The following is a 15,540-nucleotide window of genomic DNA, read 5'->3' as shown; positions in this document are numbered from 1 at the left end:
TTACGCTTTTTAAACCACAACACTCTGATTAATTTTCAAAAATCCGCCACAATTCTTGCTGCGTTGTAACGACTGTTCCACAATCAACAAGGCAACCTGAATCATGTTTCGCAATTCGCAAAGTGAGGTCGCTATTTTGTATTGACTGTATTTCCCTTCCACTTCTTTTTGCAATGCTGTCAATCGGATTTTTGCCGAAAGCAAATCGACATCGTTACGGACAATACCCGCATTTTCCCGCATGAGCAGTTGAAGTTCCTCTTCAGTTTCTTTCAAATAACCGGAAGGTATTTCTCCTTTTTGTATCGGATTCCATTCTGAAAAATCCTGATTGACCGTTAATGAAATCAGCGACGTACCTGAAATATATTTAAAAATCCGATCCGAAAACACCAATGCTTCCAACAAGGAATTTGAAGCCAGTCGGTTAGCCCCATGCAAACCGGTTCGGGAACATTCACCGCAGGCAAAAAGATGCTCGACAGAAGTTTTTCCGTTTTTATCCACTACAATGCCGCCACACAAATAATGCTGTGCCGGAATCACCGGAATCCAGTCTTGCGTAATGTCAAGCCCAAGATCATTGCAATGGCGGTAAATCATTGGAAAATGATGCTTAAATTCACCGATATCCAAATGCGTACAATCCAGATAGACACATTTATGCGGACGTTCTTTTAATTCTTTATAAATACTTTGCGAAACAATATCCCTTGAAGCCAATTCGCCTCGGGTATCGTAATCGAACATAAATCGTTGTCCGTCGGCATTGCGCAAAAAAGCGCCAAATCCGCGAACTGCTTCGGAAATCAGGAATGTATCGGCAGACGTTTCATCATACAAAGCCGTCGGATGGAACTGAATAAACTCCATGTCCTTAATTTTAGCGTTGGCACGGTATGCCATGGCGATTCCGTCTCCGGTTGCAATTTCCGGATTCGTGGTATGACCGTACACCTGCCCTATTCCTCCGGTCGCCAAAATTGTATAACCGGCTTTACAGATTTCAATCGTTCCATCACCTTCATTCATCACATAAACGCCATAGCACCGGTTATTTTGAATAATCAGATCGAGTGCAAAATGGTATTCTAAAATGGTAATATTTCGGGTACGGCTGACTTGTTTTAAAATCGTACGTTCAATTTCAAATCCGGTTTGGTCTTTGTGATGCACCACCCTGTTTTCCGAATGACCGCCTTCTTTTCCCAAATCGAAATCGCCTTCGGGATTCTTATCAAATTTTGCCCCCCATGCCACCAGTTCTTTAAAGCGTTTTGGCCCTTCGGTTACCACCATTTCCACAATCTCGGTATCGCAAATGCCGTCGCCGGCAATCAAAGTATCTTCAATGTGTTTTTCGTAGGAATCTTCAATCTCGTCAATTACCACGGCCATGCCACCCTGAGCATATTTGGTGTTGGACTCCGCTTCCTCCGATTTCGTGATAATCGTAACTTTTCGCTCCGGAAAATGATTGGCGATTTTTAAGGCAAAGGTTAACCCCGCCACGCCCGAACCAATGATAAGATAATCTGTTCTCATAACTATTTTGATAACTCCAACATTCTTTCAATCGGCAGTAATGCTTTTTCGCGGATGGTTTCCGGCACGATGATTTCCGGACTTTCGTTTAGCAGACAATCGTAGACTTTCTGCAACGTATTCATTTTCATGTAGGCACATTCGCTGCACGCACAGGTATTGTCTTCGTTTGACGGTGCCGGAATCAAAGTTTTTTCAGGAACTTCCTGCTGCATTTTGTATAATATTCCGGCTTCGGTAGCGATTATGAATTTTGCTTTACTGCTTTTCTTTACGTAGTCAATCATGCCCGCAGTCGAGCCGATGTAATTTGCGGTTTTCAGAATATGGGTTTCCGATTCGGGATGCGCGATGATTTCGGCGTCGGGATGTTTCTTGTGCAGTGCGATTAATTTGTCCAGCGAGAACGCTTCATGCACCACACAAGAGCCGTCCCACAACAACAGCTTTCGTCCGGTTTGCTCCATAATGTATTTCCCTAAATTTTTATCGGGAGCGAATAGAATCGGCACATCTTCCGGAATGGATTCCACAATTTTCACTGCATTGGAAGACGTACAAACGATGTCGCTCATCGCCTTAATTTCTGCGGAACAGTTCACATACGTCACCACCATGTGATCGGCGTGTTTTAAAGCGAAGGCACCGAACAAATCCGGCGGACAGGATTCGGCCAATGAACAGCCGGCTTTCAGATCGGGAAGAATCACTTTTTTATTCGGGTTCAGAATTTTAGCCGTTTCGGCCATAAAATGCACGCCGGCAAACAAAATAATATCGGCATCTACTTTGGCTGCTTCCTGAGATAAACCAAGGCTGTCACCCACATAATCCGCTATTTCCTGAATATCGGCTTCCTGATAATAATGGGCCAGGATGACCGCATTTTTCTGTTTTTTTAATTCGAGTATTTTTTCTTTAAGATTTTTCATGGGTGTTCATTTTCATTAATTCCTTTCAGGTTGTAGGTTGTTAATAGTGTTTTTAGTACGGGCAGTGTTATTAAAAATAATCCGATAAAAATTCCGGTTCCGAAAAGTAAAAATGCAATGTAAATCCAATGCGACTGCGACTGCATTTCGGAAAATGGAATGCCTTTGGTAAAATACATCCAATGACTTCGCTTTACACCGGCCACAAGCAAACTCAGCCAGAAAAGCAGAAGCGATACGTTAAAAATTTTGAAGCCTTTTTTGATGGATGAAAGGTTAAAATCAGGTTTGATCTGATTTACGATAAACAATACCGAAGCCAGTAAAATGGTTGTATTGATTCCGATGGTTGTTCCCATCGAATGCGCCACCGTAATATGCGTGCCGTGCGTGAAAAAATTGATGACCGGTATGGAAAATAATAACGCTAAAATCAGGTTCAGAAATACCCAGACATCCGCCATCACGAGAAATTTATACGGCAACAGGTTTTTGATTTTGGTTTCCTCCGGAAGCGATTTTTTCCATTCGTAAAGCATGTGGAATAAGATAATCCATTCGGTCATGCTGATGCCGTACGCAACATAACGAACCCACGGCGCTGTCGGAACAATATAAATATGATGCGCCCATCCGAACATTAAATTCGTCAATCCGAGAAAGTAAAAAAAGAAGGATTTGCGTTGTCTGCCGATGCTGTCATCCCCTTTGATTTTTGCCATCAGATAAATTGCCGTACCGTACACCAACATATTCCAGGAGCCTACAAACGAACCTCCGGCTTTCCACTGAATCGCCAACGATTTGATGAAATTGTTTTTGATATCGGGATGTAGCCACAAATAGGCTTCACTTAAATGATAGGTCATAAAAACAATTCCGGTACCCCACATCCAGTAATACACCGGCCAGTTTCTTATGTTGCCCACCATTGTTTTGTAATAATTAATACCGAACAACAGCCATCCGAAAAGTATCGGTAAAATCAGGTACGGCGGAAACTCGAGGTATTCTTTTCCTCCGAAATTTCCCGTGTAATAGCTATAATAGATGGTCAGACCAATACCTAAAAAAAGGAAATAATGGAGTTGCGACAATCGGTTCGAATACAAACGCAGGGTTCCCGAATTCGACAAATAATAATAAATCCCGCCGACAGCGCAAAGAATAATCCAGGCGATAACGCTCGTTACATGGAAAGGACGCAAACTGTTGAAAGGAAGCAGTTCTTTTATAAATTCGGGAATCACGTATTGCAGTCCGGACAAAATTCCGAAAATCATGCCCAGCAATAATGCCAGTAAAGCGGTGGCTATGTAAACTAAGGATATTTTATTTCTCATTTTTATACTCAATATCAACCCACCCATCCGGTTTGATGGTGGCATTATAATTCGGATAATACCCTGACGCATCCACTTCTTTCAGAAACGTTACGATCGCTTCTTGCTCCGCCTCGGAAAAATGAAACTTGGGCATTGTTTTGATACCACTGTTCAAAAAAGCTTTGATGTAGTCCGGACCTTTGTTTTCATCTGAAAAAACATTTGTTAAATCGGGCCCCAAGTAACCTCCCAAACCATACAACTGATGACAGGAAAAACAATTATTTTGTTGCCAAAGTGTTTGTCCGTGGAGTGCTTTTTCACTGAGTGGTGTTTCGTATCGGCTGTCCTCACCGGTATAAATCGTAAAATTGTACAACCCGAAAACACTCACCAAAGCAAGCATGCAGCCCATATAAATTTTCGTTCTCTTTTGCATTATTAGAGTTAAAAACAATAGAAGACAAAAATATCCTTAATAAAAACAAAGAAGTATGATTTTTATCAGTTTCTACTAAAAATAGAAGCGCAATATTTGCGAATTAAATTCAACGCAATGCAAAAAACATTAAAAACCAATAGCTTACACACCTTTCACATTCCGGTGATGGGATTGGCGTATACAATTGACAGTCCGATTCGCGTGGCACAATACGGCATTTCGTCTGTGATTTCCATTATGGATGATGAACTGATTGAGAAAATGAACGCCTTTTACAGCAAAAAGTTTGATTTGCCATATCAGGAAATTTCACAAAAAATAAGCGATTACCGGGCCAAACGTATTACGTCTTATCTGAATACGGTTGATAAAATCGTAACCGAAAAATTTGAAAATTTCAAAACCGAACTTTCGGAAAGCAAAGCCGCTTTGGAAAATTACATCACCATGCTGCCCAACAAATCGGAAATTAAAAAAGGACTGGAAAATTTCATTCAGGAAGGTTGTATCATTAAGGAAAACATCAAAAATTATCTGGAAAAAAACCTGTTTCCCGGTGAAATCGACATCAACATCATGACGAAAGTCGACAAGGACAACTTTGACAAAAAAGAACAGCTTCCGGTGGAATTTAACGATGCGCATGCCGCTTTGCGAGGCTTTGCCAACAGCACTTTAAATTCATCGGTGGTTTTGTCTGCCGGAATGAACCCGAGACTGTACAGCTATTTTGAAACGTTTCCCGATTTCTTTCCAAACGAAAATTCGGAGCTGAAGAAGAAAATCATATTGAAAGTAAGCGATTTCCGTTCGGCAATGATTCAGGGCAATTTCCTTGCTAAAAAAGGCCTATGGGTTTCCGAATACCGCATAGAATCAGGACTAAATTGTGGCGGACACGCCTTTGCCACCGACGGTTATTTATTGGGCCCAATTCTGGAAGAATTCAAACAGAAAAAAGAAAATCTGATTGCTTCGGCGCATGAATTATTGTGCAAAGCGTTACAACAGAAAAACCTTCCGGTACCTGAAACGCCTTTGGAACTAAAAATCACGGTACAAGGTGGTGTAGGAACAGCTGAAGAACACGAATTCTTATTGGATTTTTACAAAACCGATTCAGTGGGTTGGGGTTCTCCATTCCTTTTGGTTCCCGAAGCAACTTCCTCGGATAACGATACCCGTGAATTGTTGGCCAAAGCCAAAGAAGAAGATTTGTATCTGAGTCATATTTCGCCGTTGGGCATTCCGTTCAATACCGTAAAAGGCACTACCAATGAACTACTGAGAGAAAAACGCATTCACGAAAACAAAGCCGGAAGTTCATGTCCGAAAAAATACTTGGCGTTGAGCAAGCAATACGATGAAAAAGGCATTTGTACCGCGTCCCGAAAATATCAGGACATAAAACTGGAGGAACTCGAAACCGAAAAAGAGAACCTGTCCGAAAGAGAATATGCTAAAAAACAAAATGCCATCACGGAGAAATCCTGTCTTTGCATTGGATTGGCGAATGCTTCTTTGTTGGAGAACAATATCAAAATCAAAGGCGAAGCACAAGGCGTTGTGGTTTGTCCAGGGCCGAATATTGCTTATTTTAACCGACAATATTCGTTACCCGAAATGGTACAGCACATTTACGGGTACAAATCGGTGTTGAACAACGTGAGGCGCCCTAATATGTTTGTGAAGGAACTGTCGTTGTATCTGAATTACTTTAAAAAAGAAGTACAGGAAGCTTTCGAATCCGAAAATGTCGCACAACAAAAGAAGCTGAACAATTTCAAAGAAAACTTGCTTTCGGGCATTGAGTATTACAGAACTCTTTTTGCGAGCGGAAACTATTTCCAAAAAGAAAAAGAAGCGATACAGCACGAACTGAACCAATACAAAACCGAACTCGAAACCCTTGAAATCGGAGTGTTGACATAATAAAAAAAGGCTTGAAAATTCAGGCCTTTTTTGTTTTAATATCTCAGGAAAGTGCTGCCGGATTTTATTCCCAACGCGAGTTCTTCCAAAGTGGTATCTTCCAACATTATGGTCAGTTCCCCACGGATGGATTTGAACTTATCGTGTACCGGACAAGGATGGTCTTCGGAACAATCGCTCAAGCCCAAACCGCAGCCTCTGAAAATGGAATCGCCGTCAATGGCTTCCACGATTTCCACCAACCGGATGTCTTTCAAGCGGTTTTTATCAATACTGAAGCCGCCGCCTACTCCCTTAGCGGAACTCACAATATTGCGGTGTACGAGTTTCTGGAGAATTTTAGCCGTAAAAGCCACGGGAGAATCAATTTCTTCCGCGATTTCTTTTTGTCCGACTCTGTTATTTTTTAAGGATTCGGCCGCTATAAAAATAGTGGCTCTGATTCCGTATTCGCATGCTTTTGAAAACATAAACAATTAGTTTGATAATTGATGGAATAATCACCCTGCAAAGTACGAATTTTGAAATTCACTCAAAACCGATTTACAAAGTAATCCGGATATTTATTCAAAAAAGATAAAAATATCGTGTTTCAAAAAGAAATCAAAGAAAAAAATGCCTTATTCCAGATGTTTCAGCATCCAGACCGGGCACGACGAATGTCCGGTACAGCCCATTGGCGCATCAAGATATTCAAATCCAGATTTCACATACAATTTCTGAGCGGCTTCCATATACGGCATAGTTTCGAGATAACATTGTTTAAATCCGAATGCCTTTGCTTTTTCGAGACAGGTTTCCATCATCTTTGCACCAATTCCCAAGCCTCGGGTTTCGGGTAAAAAATACATTTTCTGCAATTCACACACTTCCGGAGCACCGTTAGCCAAAGGGGCAATTCCGGCGCAACCGATTATTTTGCCGTTTTGTTCCACTACAAAATAGGCCGAATTCGGTTCGGAATACGTTTCAAACATGCAATCCAACTGCGGATCGGCGTAAGCGGTTCCGACTTTCGGCACGTTAAATTCTTCCAAAACACTTCGGATTACTTTAGCAACCGATTCATTATCTGCTTTTTGGATTTCTCTGATAATCACTTCACTCATTATTGCGAAATAGCTTATTTTTGCAGGGTGAAGATACACGAAATTTATATAAAACGCTGCATCGAACTGGCTAAAAATGGCTTGGGAACGACGTATCCGAATCCGTTAGTGGGCAGTGTGATTGTACATGACGGTAAAATCATCGGAGAAGGCTGGCACCGAAAAGCCGGCGAACCGCATGCAGAAGTGAACGCCGTAAATTCCGTGAAAGACAAGTCGCTTTTATCCAAAGCAACCATTTATGTTAGTTTGGAACCGTGCAGTCATTTTGGAAAAACACCACCGTGTTGCGATTTGATTATTGCCCACAAAATTCCGAATGTCGTTATTGGCACGATTGACCCGTTTGCAAAAGTAGCCGGGAACGGTATCAAAAAACTCATTGAAGCCGGAAGAAATGTCACTGTGGGTGTTTTGGAGGACGAATGCAACGAACTCAACAAACGATTTTTCACCTTTCATCAGAAAAAGAGACCCTATATCATTTTAAAATGGGCTGAAACTGCGGATGGTTTTATTGCACCAATCACTAGAGAGGAGCAAAAACCGGTTTGGATTACCAATCCGTATTCCCGACAATTAGTCCACAAATGGCGTAGCGAAGAACAGGCGATTCTGGTGGGCACCCAAACGGTTTTGGACGATAACCCGAAATTGGACGTACGCGATTGGTCAGGAGAAAACCCAATTCGGATTGTATTGGACCGCACCGGAAAAATTTCGGAAGAATATTCCGTAAAAGACCATAAAACCAAAACAATCATCGTAACAGCGCATCAAAATTTCAAGAATTCTGATAATCTTTTTTACGAAAATTGTACCTTTGATGCTTCTTTACCTTTCAATGTTGCCGAGACGCTTTTCAAGTATGAAATTCAATCGGTACTCATAGAAGGCGGAAGACAAACTTTACAAACCTTTATCGACGCGAATCTTTGGGATGAAGCCTTGATTTTTAAAGGAAATGTAAGTTTTACAAATGGAATATCGGCACCAAATCTCACAGGAAAACTAACCGAAAAGCAAACTGTTTTGGATGACGAACTTTTAATTTTCAGAAATGTATGATCGATACAATTATTTTTGATTTCGGAAACGTTTTTATCAATTTGAGTCAGGAGGCTCCTTTTGATCATATGCGAAAAATAGGTTTGGTATGCTGGAACGAAGATTTGGACAGCTTGAACAAACGTTATGAGAAAGGAAAAATTGACGAGTTGCAGTTTTTCACCGGATTTCAACGTTATATCCCCAACAAAGAACTCGATGAAATTCGCGAGGCCTGGAACAGCATTTTGTTGGATTTCCCATTGTATCGCCTTGAATTTTTACAACGTTTATCCCAAAAATACCGATTATTCCTACTAAGCAATACCGACAGAACGCACATTGAAAAATTCGAACATAAAGTAGGAATGACTTTCGCACGCGAATTCTATCAGTGTTTCGAGAAAGTGTATTTATCGTATGAGATTGGTTTGCGCAAACCCGATCCGGATGTTTTCAATTACATCATCAACCGTCACGATCTGAATCCGAAGAAAACCCTTTTTGTGGACGACAACAAACACAACACCGAAGTGGCGGCCAATTTAGGCATGCACGTTTGGAACCTAGAAGTAGGTAAAGAAGACGTGGTGGATTTGTTTGAAAAAACCTGGTAACACTTTCATTGGAAACCGATTCATACAAAACGCTAGCTTCTCCTTCCGAAGAAGTGCTCTACAAAGAAAAAAACAGCAAGTTTTTTGGCTACGCCTTTCCTGTGCATTCAGAAGAAGAGGTAAAATCCATCATTGACGATTTAAAAAAACAGCATTTTTCAGCCCGACACTGGTGTTATGCTTATCAATTAGGCACTACCAAAATACAATACCGCGCCAACGACGACGGTGAACCCAATAATTCGGCAGGAATGCCCATTTACGGACAAATTCAGTCGTTTGAAGTCACCAATATATTAGTAGTGGTCGTTCGTTATTTTGGCGGTGTAAAACTGGGCGTAGGCGGATTGATTTCAGCTTACAAAACCGCAGCTCAAATGGCGTTGGAAGTTTCCGAGATTGTTGAAAAAACCATCGACATCCATTACCTGATTCGTTTCGATTACAAAAACATGAATAAAGTGATGCGGGTCATCAAAGAAAAAAACCTCGACATCGTTTCCCAAAAAATGGAAATGAGTTGCGAAATTGAAATCGCCACCCGAAAAAAAAATGCCGAAATGGTATTCGACATTTTCTCTAATTTATTTGAAGTGGAGATTCTGGAAAAAGAATAAAATTATTTTGTGATATTTTTAGTTTTCCACAAAATCCACCAACCGTTCCGAAACGTATTTTGGAGGTAAAGTCGGGCGTCCGGTTTTCATGTCCACAAACACCAGAATTGAGTTCCCAATTGTTAATAACTCCCCTTGTTCATTATAGATTTCGTAGTCAAATTCTATCTTAACAGAGGTCTGACTTTTAAAGATGGTTTTCACGGTAAGCAAATCGTCGTAACGCGCCGGTTTTTTATAATTCATGGACAGCGAAACTACCGGAAGCATAATTCCGTTTTCTTCCATCCATTTATACGAAACCCCAAGGTTTCTGAGCCATTCCACGCGTCCCATCTCAAAATACTGCGCATAATTTCCGTGATAAACAACCCCCATTTGGTCGGTTTCCGCATATCGGACACGCACCTGAAACTGATAAATTTTCATCTTAAATTTACGTTAATTTATTCTAAATTTTATTTAAAAAAGGCTTACAATTTTTTTTTTACAAAACCAATATGTAAAAGATTTTTTTTTGAAAAATTTTGTCCACATATTTGTCTTCCCAATCAAAAAAAAGATAACCTACGTTAACTTTTTGTCCAACACGTAATTACAAAAACATGCCTGAATATATGAGTACAACTGCGCAATCAGTATGGGAAAACTGCCTGTCTTTTATAAAAGATAATATTCAAGACCAAGCATACAAAACTTGGTTTGAACCTATCAAGGCTGTTGAACTTACAGATAACGCATTATATATTCAAGTTCCCAGCAAATTCTTCTACGAATGGCTCGAGGAACACTATGTTAAGTTATTAAAAGTAGCGCTTACCAAAGAGTTAGGACCGAGCGCAAAGTTACTTTATAAAATTAAAATGGAGAACAAACTTGGCAACAAACTTCCGTTTACGGAGCAGCTGCCAAGTAACAATCGTTCTGCGGTAAAAACTCAGGAAATCGACGTTCCGATTCAGAACAAAAATCCGGAGTTAAAAAACCCATTTGTGATTCCGGGCATCCGAAACGTAAAAATCGAATCGCAATTGAATTCGAATTACAGTTTCGACAATTTCCTTGAAGGCGACTCCAACCGATTGGCGCGTTCTGCCGGTATGGCCGTTGCTAACAAACCGGGCGGAACTTCTTTCAATCCCTTCCTTATATTTGGAGGTGTTGGTTTAGGAAAAACGCATTTGGCACATGCCATTGGTGTGGAAATCAAAGAAAAATATCCTGAAAAAACCGTTTTGTATATTTCGGCAGAAGTATTCACACAACAATATATAGACTCGGTTAAGAAAAATACAAGAAATGATTTTATTCATTTCTACCAATTAATAGATGTTTTAATTATTGATGATGTGCAGTTCCTTTCCGGAAAAGCAGGAACACAGGACGTATTCTTCCACATCTTTAATTATCTGCACCAAAACGGAAAACAGGTTATCCTGACTTCCGACAAAGCACCTGTAGACATGCAGGACATCGAACAACGTTTGTTATCACGATTCAAATGGGGACTTTCCGCGGAAATTCACCAACCGGATTACGAAACACGTGTTTCCATCCTGAAAAACATCCTGTATCGTGACGGTGTTGAAATGCCGGATGATATTGTAGAATATGTGGCCAAAAACATCAAATCCAACGTTCGTGAATTGGAAGGTGCCATTATTTCCTTAATTGCCCAATCGTCTTTCAACCACCGTGAGGTTACGATTGAATTGGCAAAACAGGTGGTGGAGAAATTCGTTAAGAATGTAAAACGCGAAGTTTCCATCGATTATATCCAAAAAATCGTTTCCGATTATTTCCAATTGGACGTGGAAACCTTACAGTCAAAAACCAGAAAACGCGATGTGGTTCAGGCAAGACAATTAGCGATGTTTTTTGCTAAAAAGTTCACTAAAGCTTCTTTGGCTAACATCGGTTCGCAAATTGGTTCCCGCGATCACGCTACCGTTTTACACGCTTGCAAAACCGTGGACAATTTGGTTTCTACCGACAAGCAGTTTAAGAAATACGTAGACGACATCCACAAAAAGTTATCGTTATAAGCTATGCCGGTTAAAATTTTAATGGTCTGCCTGGGAAACATTTGCCGTTCTCCTTTAGCAGAAGGCATTTTACAATCCAAGCTCCCACCAGAACAGTTTCTGATTGATTCTGCCGGAACCGGTGGCTGGCATACAGGAGAACAACCCGACAAACGCTCGATTCAAACTGCCAAACAAAGAGGGCTTGACATTACCCATCAACGCGGAAGACAAATTCAAATCAGTGATTTCGATACTTTTGACTATATTTATGTAATGGACAATTCCAATTACAAAAATGTGATGGCATTGGCACCAACTGAAGAAGCCAAATCAAAAGTACAAATGATTCTGAACGAGCTCTTTCCGAATGAAAACGTTGATGTTCCCGATCCTTATTACGGAGGACAAAACGGTTTTGAACAGGTATTCGACATGTTGGATGATGCCTGCGAAATTATTGCCGAAAAACTTAAAGCCAAACACTGATGAAACCAACTGCTCTTCTTGGAAAACTGTATTTGATTCCGACCACTTTAGGGGAAATGAACCCTGAAGACGTGTTGCCGCACACCATTAAGAGAACAATCAATTTCATCGACCATTATATTGTTGAAAACGAAAAAACAGCGCGTCGTTTTATCAAAAGTGTACATCCGGAGAAGAAACAACCCGATTTAAAACTTTTCGCCTTAAACAAACACACGGACGTTTCCAAACACAATGAGTTCATAAAACCATTACTGGAAGGAAAGAATATGGGACTAATGAGTGAGGCCGGCTGTCCCGGTGTTGCTGATCCCGGTGCCGTGATTGTAAAATTGGCACACGATAAAGGCATTCAGGTAGTGCCATTGGTTGGCCCCTCTTCTATTCTATTGGCCATGATGGCATCCGGTATGAACGGACAGAGTTTTGCGTTCAACGGTTATTTGCCAATTGACAAATCCGATAAGAAAACCGCGTTAAAGAATCTGGAAAAATTATCGTTTGATAAAAACCAATCGCAGTTGTTTATCGAAACCCCTTACCGAAACAATAAATTTTTAGAGGATTTACTTCAGATTTTACAGCCGAACACTTTATTGTGCGTGGCTTGCGACATCACTCTTCCTACGGAATTTATCAAAACGCAATCAGTAAACCAATGGAAAAAAAATAAGGCCGATTTACACAATCGACCTTGTATTTTCATTATACATAAACCTTTTTAGTAAAGTTTTACTTTGGCATCCGGGTTGGCCACAATATTGGAAGTATCGTACCCTCCGAATTTCTTAATGTAACTTCGCAAGGAAGTTCCAAATCCGTCCGTAAAACTATTTTGCCCGTTTGATCTCAAATAACTTTTCACCGATCCGGCGCCACCCAAATGGGCTGCAGCCAAAAGTCCAGATTCTGTTATTTTAACACCATTAATTACGCGACCTTCATAGCGATTAATTTCTTTTCTGAGCTCCCATTTGTTTTTGGCGAGCAGTGCTTTAAAAGCTTTTTCCTGTAAAGCAGGATTTTTTAAAAAATCAGCGGTGTTTTGAACACCTAAAGTACGTAAAGTGCTTTTTCCGAATTGGTATTTTCCCATATAACCAAAAGGGTTCACTAAACTGTAAAGTCCTAAAGACTCTTTAATCGCAATGGCCTGCTTAAAACCTACATACGATTTTCCGGTATACGGAAAATTGTAATACACTTTTTCAGTTTCTTCTTTGGTTGGCACCAGGTAGTTAATTACTTCGTCATTCGCTACGTGAAAACCTTCTAATTTCTCTGGTTCAAAGGCTTTAAAACCCGAACTGATCAATGTAATCAGAAGTACCAATCCTAAAAAATACGTCCATTTTTTTATCATACATTTTATTTCTTCAAGCGCTGTCACCGACATGAAATTACCGTCGACAAAGGTACGCCTAAAAATATAAAACTGAAAATCAATAAGTTAAAGTTTGTTAAAAATAGATAAAATGCCCTTTTAGACCGCCGAACTGACTGACTTCTAGAGTAGGCGCCGGAACCTTGATTGTATTAAAAACAGAGAAAATCGTTTTTAAAATGTGAGAATTTGTGTTAATTTTTGTAAGATCAACATCTAAACTGAGGTAAAATTGACGGGTTCGATGATTTAAAGCTGCCAATTCAGGGGAAACCGTTTCGCTGTTACCGGACACCATTCCGTCAGCGCCATAACCCAAAGCTAAATTTACCCATTTCGGGATCTTACTTCCTTTGGCAAACGAATACAAATTTAAGGAAAGCCAATAGGTTTGCCCGTTATAATCCTTCAACAATTGTTCGTTCCAACTGCCTCCTAACGTATTCGGACGCAAGGCAGCATATTTAGTCGTATGAAAAGAAAACTTTGGGGTAATTCGTTGTTCGCTCCAAAGCAACTCCTGTGAGACATATAAACCCGTCCCGACAGCATTTGCGGTAACATCACCCCAAGACGCTCCCCATTCGCTGGAAAAACCATCAAAAACCTCTACGACCGACATAAAGACAAAACCAACAGTCGCCCCATAAACCAATTGCTGTTTTTTAGTAGCGCCACTCCAAGCCAGACTTTCCGCGCCAAACCGTCCTAAATGGTAGGTCGAAAACAAATGTCCCGCTTTATCCATTTGCAGCCAATCATCATTATCATTGATAAAATGGAAAGAGGATTTCGGATAATCTTTATACCAAAGTTGATTCAGTCCAATCAATGTTCCGCCCAAAAAAACCGATTCGGAAATATACACCGTATTTTTTCGGGGAACGTTTACTGTATCGGAAGGCGTTAAAAAGGATTCAATTCCCGATTGCGAATGTAAACTCAGTGAAAAAAAAACAAAAAGAATCGCAAGCACTTTTCTTGTAAAAAACACTTGCGATCTCTCTTGATATATTTTAAAAAAAGGAGTCAAAAATTAACGTTGATATCCTTGTTGTGCTACCCATTCGGCATACTTTTTAGCAATCACCTGATGTTCTTCATAGGTTTTTGCAAACTCATGATATCCGAAACGCTCAACGCTGGCACAAAAATACACATAGTCGTGTTTTTCGGCATTCAAAACCGCATCAATAGCCGAAATATCAGGCATTGCAATGGGTCCAGGGGGTAAACCGGTATGAATGTAGGTATTATAAGGAGAACTGATTTTCAAATCGTTATACATAACTCTTTTTATCACCTGATCGAAATTTCCCGACTTTTCCTTAATCGCATAAATCACCGTTGGGTCAGCCTGCAATGGCATTTCCTGTTTCAAACGATTTAGGTAAACGCCAGCAACACGAGGCCTTTCGTCTGCTTTTGCCGTTTCTTCATGAACGATTGCCGCTAAAGTCGAAACCTGAACCGGCGTTAAATCCAACGCTTTTGCTTTTGCCAGACGTTCTTCATTCCAGAATCTTCGGTATTCTTTTGCTAATTTGTCGCGTACTTTCATTGGTGTCACGTTCCAGTAAAATTCATACGTATTCGGAATAAACATGGCCAAAACCGTTTCCTTATTGAATCCGTTTTCTGCCATAAAAACAGAGTCGGTGAAGACTTTGGTCAGCGATAAACTGTCCGGTTCAATCTGAGAAGACAAACGTTGCACTAATTTGCTCAACGATTCCTGATTATTAAACGCCAATTTCACAGGAACATTATGACGTAAAGACGATACCAGATCAAAACTACTCATTCCTTTTTTCATCAGGAATTTACCCGGATTCACATTTGAACTGTAGCCTCGGTTATTGGCCACAAAATCAAATTTACTCATGTCTTTCACAAAAGGCGACATGATTTTCTGAACATCCTGATAAGTGGAATTGGTTGGAATATAAACGTAAAATTCGCTCTCGTTAAATTTTGTGTTATCCGAAAACACTTTTTCATACATAAAATAGCCAAAAATTGTTGCGCCAAATAAAACAACAACAGAAGCTATCGAAATTATTTTTTTGAATTTCAT

17 protein-coding genes are annotated in these 15,540 nt (G+C 40.3%); 7 read left to right on the top strand and 10 right to left on the bottom strand.

Going from position 1 to position 15,540, the window contains the following annotated elements; all coding sequences use genetic code 11:
* Nucleotides 1-9: 9 nt before the first annotated feature.
* From nadB to FCR2A7T_RS08550, 4 genes are read right to left on the bottom strand one after another with little or no spacing between them, the layout of a single operon-like run.
* On the bottom strand, nucleotides 10-1,545 hold the full coding sequence (gene nadB / locus FCR2A7T_RS08565; protein WP_023570881.1) for an L-aspartate oxidase: 1,536 nt from the start codon (nucleotides 1,543-1,545) through the stop codon (nucleotides 10-12).
* A 2-nt stretch (nucleotides 1,546-1,547) separates the two neighbouring features.
* Nucleotides 1,548-2,477, bottom strand: a complete 930-nt coding sequence (gene nadA, locus FCR2A7T_RS08560; protein ID WP_035117956.1) for a quinolinate synthase NadA — start codon at nucleotides 2,475-2,477, stop codon at nucleotides 1,548-1,550.
* Nucleotides 2,474-3,820, bottom strand: a complete 1,347-nt coding sequence (locus FCR2A7T_RS08555) for a cbb3-type cytochrome c oxidase subunit I (RefSeq protein ID WP_051369539.1) — start codon at nucleotides 3,818-3,820, stop codon at nucleotides 2,474-2,476. The genes nadA and FCR2A7T_RS08555 overlap by 4 nt, the downstream gene beginning before the upstream one ends.
* Nucleotides 3,810-4,241: a c-type cytochrome gene (locus FCR2A7T_RS08550; protein WP_199758429.1), complete on the bottom strand. Its 432-nt coding sequence runs from the start codon at nucleotides 4,239-4,241 to the stop codon at nucleotides 3,810-3,812. Before FCR2A7T_RS08550 ends, FCR2A7T_RS08555 begins: the two co-directional genes overlap by 11 nt.
* Before the next feature lie 117 nt (nucleotides 4,242-4,358).
* Here FCR2A7T_RS08550 and FCR2A7T_RS08545 point away from each other — a divergent pair, with 117 nt between their 5' ends.
* A complete protein-coding gene (locus FCR2A7T_RS08545) occupies nucleotides 4,359-6,176 on the top strand; it encodes a hypothetical protein (RefSeq protein ID WP_023570878.1) in 1,818 nt (605 codons plus the stop codon).
* Between the two features lie 35 nt (nucleotides 6,177-6,211).
* Here FCR2A7T_RS08545 and FCR2A7T_RS08540 read toward each other — a convergent pair whose 3' ends face one another.
* Both FCR2A7T_RS08540 and FCR2A7T_RS08535 read right to left on the bottom strand, forming a co-directional pair.
* A complete protein-coding gene (locus FCR2A7T_RS08540; RefSeq protein WP_023570877.1) occupies nucleotides 6,212-6,646 on the bottom strand; it encodes an RrF2 family transcriptional regulator in 435 nt (144 codons plus the stop codon).
* A 150-nt stretch (nucleotides 6,647-6,796) separates the two neighbouring features.
* Nucleotides 6,797-7,285 (bottom strand): GNAT family N-acetyltransferase, encoded by a 489-nt coding sequence (locus FCR2A7T_RS08535; protein ID WP_023570876.1) that lies wholly within the window; start codon nucleotides 7,283-7,285, stop codon nucleotides 6,797-6,799.
* A 27-nt stretch (nucleotides 7,286-7,312) separates the two neighbouring features.
* Between FCR2A7T_RS08535 and ribD the strand changes: the two genes are divergently transcribed.
* From ribD to FCR2A7T_RS08520, 3 genes are read left to right on the top strand one after another with little or no spacing between them, the layout of a single operon-like run.
* Nucleotides 7,313-8,353, top strand: a complete 1,041-nt coding sequence (ribD, locus tag FCR2A7T_RS08530) for a bifunctional diaminohydroxyphosphoribosylaminopyrimidine deaminase/5-amino-6-(5-phosphoribosylamino)uracil reductase RibD (RefSeq protein WP_035117953.1) — start codon at nucleotides 7,313-7,315, stop codon at nucleotides 8,351-8,353.
* Nucleotides 8,350-8,949 carry an HAD family hydrolase gene (locus FCR2A7T_RS08525; RefSeq protein ID WP_035117951.1) on the top strand — a complete coding sequence of 200 codons (600 nt, stop codon included), beginning with the start codon at nucleotides 8,350-8,352 and terminating at the stop codon, nucleotides 8,947-8,949. The genes ribD and FCR2A7T_RS08525 overlap by 4 nt, the downstream gene beginning before the upstream one ends.
* Before the next feature lie 8 nt (nucleotides 8,950-8,957).
* Entirely contained in the window at nucleotides 8,958-9,566 is a 609-nt protein-coding gene (locus FCR2A7T_RS08520; protein ID WP_023570873.1) for an IMPACT family protein, read from the top strand.
* An 18-nt stretch (nucleotides 9,567-9,584) separates the two neighbouring features.
* Here FCR2A7T_RS08520 and FCR2A7T_RS08515 read toward each other — a convergent pair whose 3' ends face one another.
* Nucleotides 9,585-9,995, bottom strand: coding sequence for an acyl-CoA thioesterase (locus FCR2A7T_RS08515; protein ID WP_023570872.1), 411 nt, complete (start codon nucleotides 9,993-9,995; stop codon nucleotides 9,585-9,587).
* A 188-nt stretch (nucleotides 9,996-10,183) separates the two neighbouring features.
* On the opposite strand from FCR2A7T_RS08515, the gene dnaA reads away from it, so the two are divergent.
* From dnaA to FCR2A7T_RS08500, 3 genes are read left to right on the top strand one after another with little or no spacing between them, the layout of a single operon-like run.
* The gene (gene dnaA / locus FCR2A7T_RS08510; protein WP_035118042.1) at nucleotides 10,184-11,611 is read left to right on the top strand and encodes a chromosomal replication initiator protein DnaA; all 1,428 of its coding nucleotides are present in this window, start codon (nucleotides 10,184-10,186) and stop codon (nucleotides 11,609-11,611) included.
* Nucleotides 11,612-11,614: 3 nt separating this feature from the next.
* Nucleotides 11,615-12,079: a low molecular weight protein-tyrosine-phosphatase gene (locus FCR2A7T_RS08505; protein WP_035117947.1), complete on the top strand. Its 465-nt coding sequence runs from the start codon at nucleotides 11,615-11,617 to the stop codon at nucleotides 12,077-12,079.
* On the top strand, nucleotides 12,079-12,804 hold the full coding sequence (locus FCR2A7T_RS08500) for an SAM-dependent methyltransferase (RefSeq protein ID WP_035117945.1): 726 nt from the start codon (nucleotides 12,079-12,081) through the stop codon (nucleotides 12,802-12,804). The genes FCR2A7T_RS08505 and FCR2A7T_RS08500 overlap by 1 nt, the downstream gene beginning before the upstream one ends.
* On the opposite strand, the gene FCR2A7T_RS08495 is transcribed toward FCR2A7T_RS08500, so the two are convergent.
* The 3 genes from FCR2A7T_RS08495 to mltG form a co-directional block, all read right to left on the bottom strand.
* The gene (locus tag FCR2A7T_RS08495) at nucleotides 12,801-13,442 is read right to left on the bottom strand and encodes a lysM domain protein (protein ID WP_023570868.1); all 642 of its coding nucleotides are present in this window, start codon (nucleotides 13,440-13,442) and stop codon (nucleotides 12,801-12,803) included. The two genes, FCR2A7T_RS08500 and FCR2A7T_RS08495, sit on opposite strands and share 4 nt — an antisense overlap.
* A 97-nt stretch (nucleotides 13,443-13,539) precedes the next feature.
* Complete coding sequence (locus tag FCR2A7T_RS08490) at nucleotides 13,540-14,439, bottom strand: DUF2279 domain-containing protein (protein WP_035118041.1); 900 nt, start codon at nucleotides 14,437-14,439, stop codon at nucleotides 13,540-13,542.
* 60 nt (nucleotides 14,440-14,499) lie between these two features.
* Complete coding sequence (gene mltG, locus FCR2A7T_RS08485; protein ID WP_023570866.1) at nucleotides 14,500-15,540, bottom strand: endolytic transglycosylase MltG; 1,041 nt, start codon at nucleotides 15,538-15,540, stop codon at nucleotides 14,500-14,502.

The organism is Flavobacterium cauense R2A-7 (assembly GCF_000498475.1).
GTDB classification, from domain to species: Bacteria; Bacteroidota; Bacteroidia; order Flavobacteriales; family Flavobacteriaceae; genus Flavobacterium; species Flavobacterium cauense.
This window is presented reverse-complemented; position numbering and strand designations above follow the sequence as displayed.

Bases quoted from the DNA above. Each gene is read 5' to 3' on its own strand.
- nadB (WP_023570881.1), bottom strand. From the start codon at position 1,545: ATGAGAACAGATTATCTTATCATTGGTTCGGGCGTGGCGGGGTTAACC.
- nadA (WP_035117956.1), bottom strand. From the start codon at position 2,477: ATGAAAAATCTTAAAGAAAAAATACTCGAATTAAAAAAACAGAAAAAT.
- FCR2A7T_RS08555 (WP_051369539.1), bottom strand. From the start codon at position 3,820: ATGAGAAATAAAATATCCTTAGTTTACATAGCCACCGCTTTACTGGCA.
- FCR2A7T_RS08550 (WP_199758429.1), bottom strand. From the start codon at position 4,241: ATGCAAAAGAGAACGAAAATTTATATGGGCTGCATGCTTGCTTTGGTG.
- FCR2A7T_RS08545 (WP_023570878.1), top strand. From the start codon at position 4,359: ATGCAAAAAACATTAAAAACCAATAGCTTACACACCTTTCACATTCCG.
- FCR2A7T_RS08540 (WP_023570877.1), bottom strand. From the start codon at position 6,646: ATGTTTTCAAAAGCATGCGAATACGGAATCAGAGCCACTATTTTTATA.
- FCR2A7T_RS08535 (WP_023570876.1), bottom strand. From the start codon at position 7,285: ATGAGTGAAGTGATTATCAGAGAAATCCAAAAAGCAGATAATGAATCG.
- FCR2A7T_RS08525 (WP_035117951.1), top strand. From the start codon at position 8,350: ATGATCGATACAATTATTTTTGATTTCGGAAACGTTTTTATCAATTTG.
- FCR2A7T_RS08515 (WP_023570872.1), bottom strand. From the start codon at position 9,995: ATGAAAATTTATCAGTTTCAGGTGCGTGTCCGATATGCGGAAACCGAC.
- dnaA (WP_035118042.1), top strand. From the start codon at position 10,184: ATGAGTACAACTGCGCAATCAGTATGGGAAAACTGCCTGTCTTTTATA.
- FCR2A7T_RS08505 (WP_035117947.1), top strand. From the start codon at position 11,615: ATGCCGGTTAAAATTTTAATGGTCTGCCTGGGAAACATTTGCCGTTCT.
- FCR2A7T_RS08500 (WP_035117945.1), top strand. From the start codon at position 12,079: ATGAAACCAACTGCTCTTCTTGGAAAACTGTATTTGATTCCGACCACT.
- FCR2A7T_RS08495 (WP_023570868.1), bottom strand. From the start codon at position 13,442: ATGATAAAAAAATGGACGTATTTTTTAGGATTGGTACTTCTGATTACA.
- mltG (WP_023570866.1), bottom strand. From the start codon at position 15,540: ATGAAATTCAAAAAAATAATTTCGATAGCTTCTGTTGTTGTTTTATTT.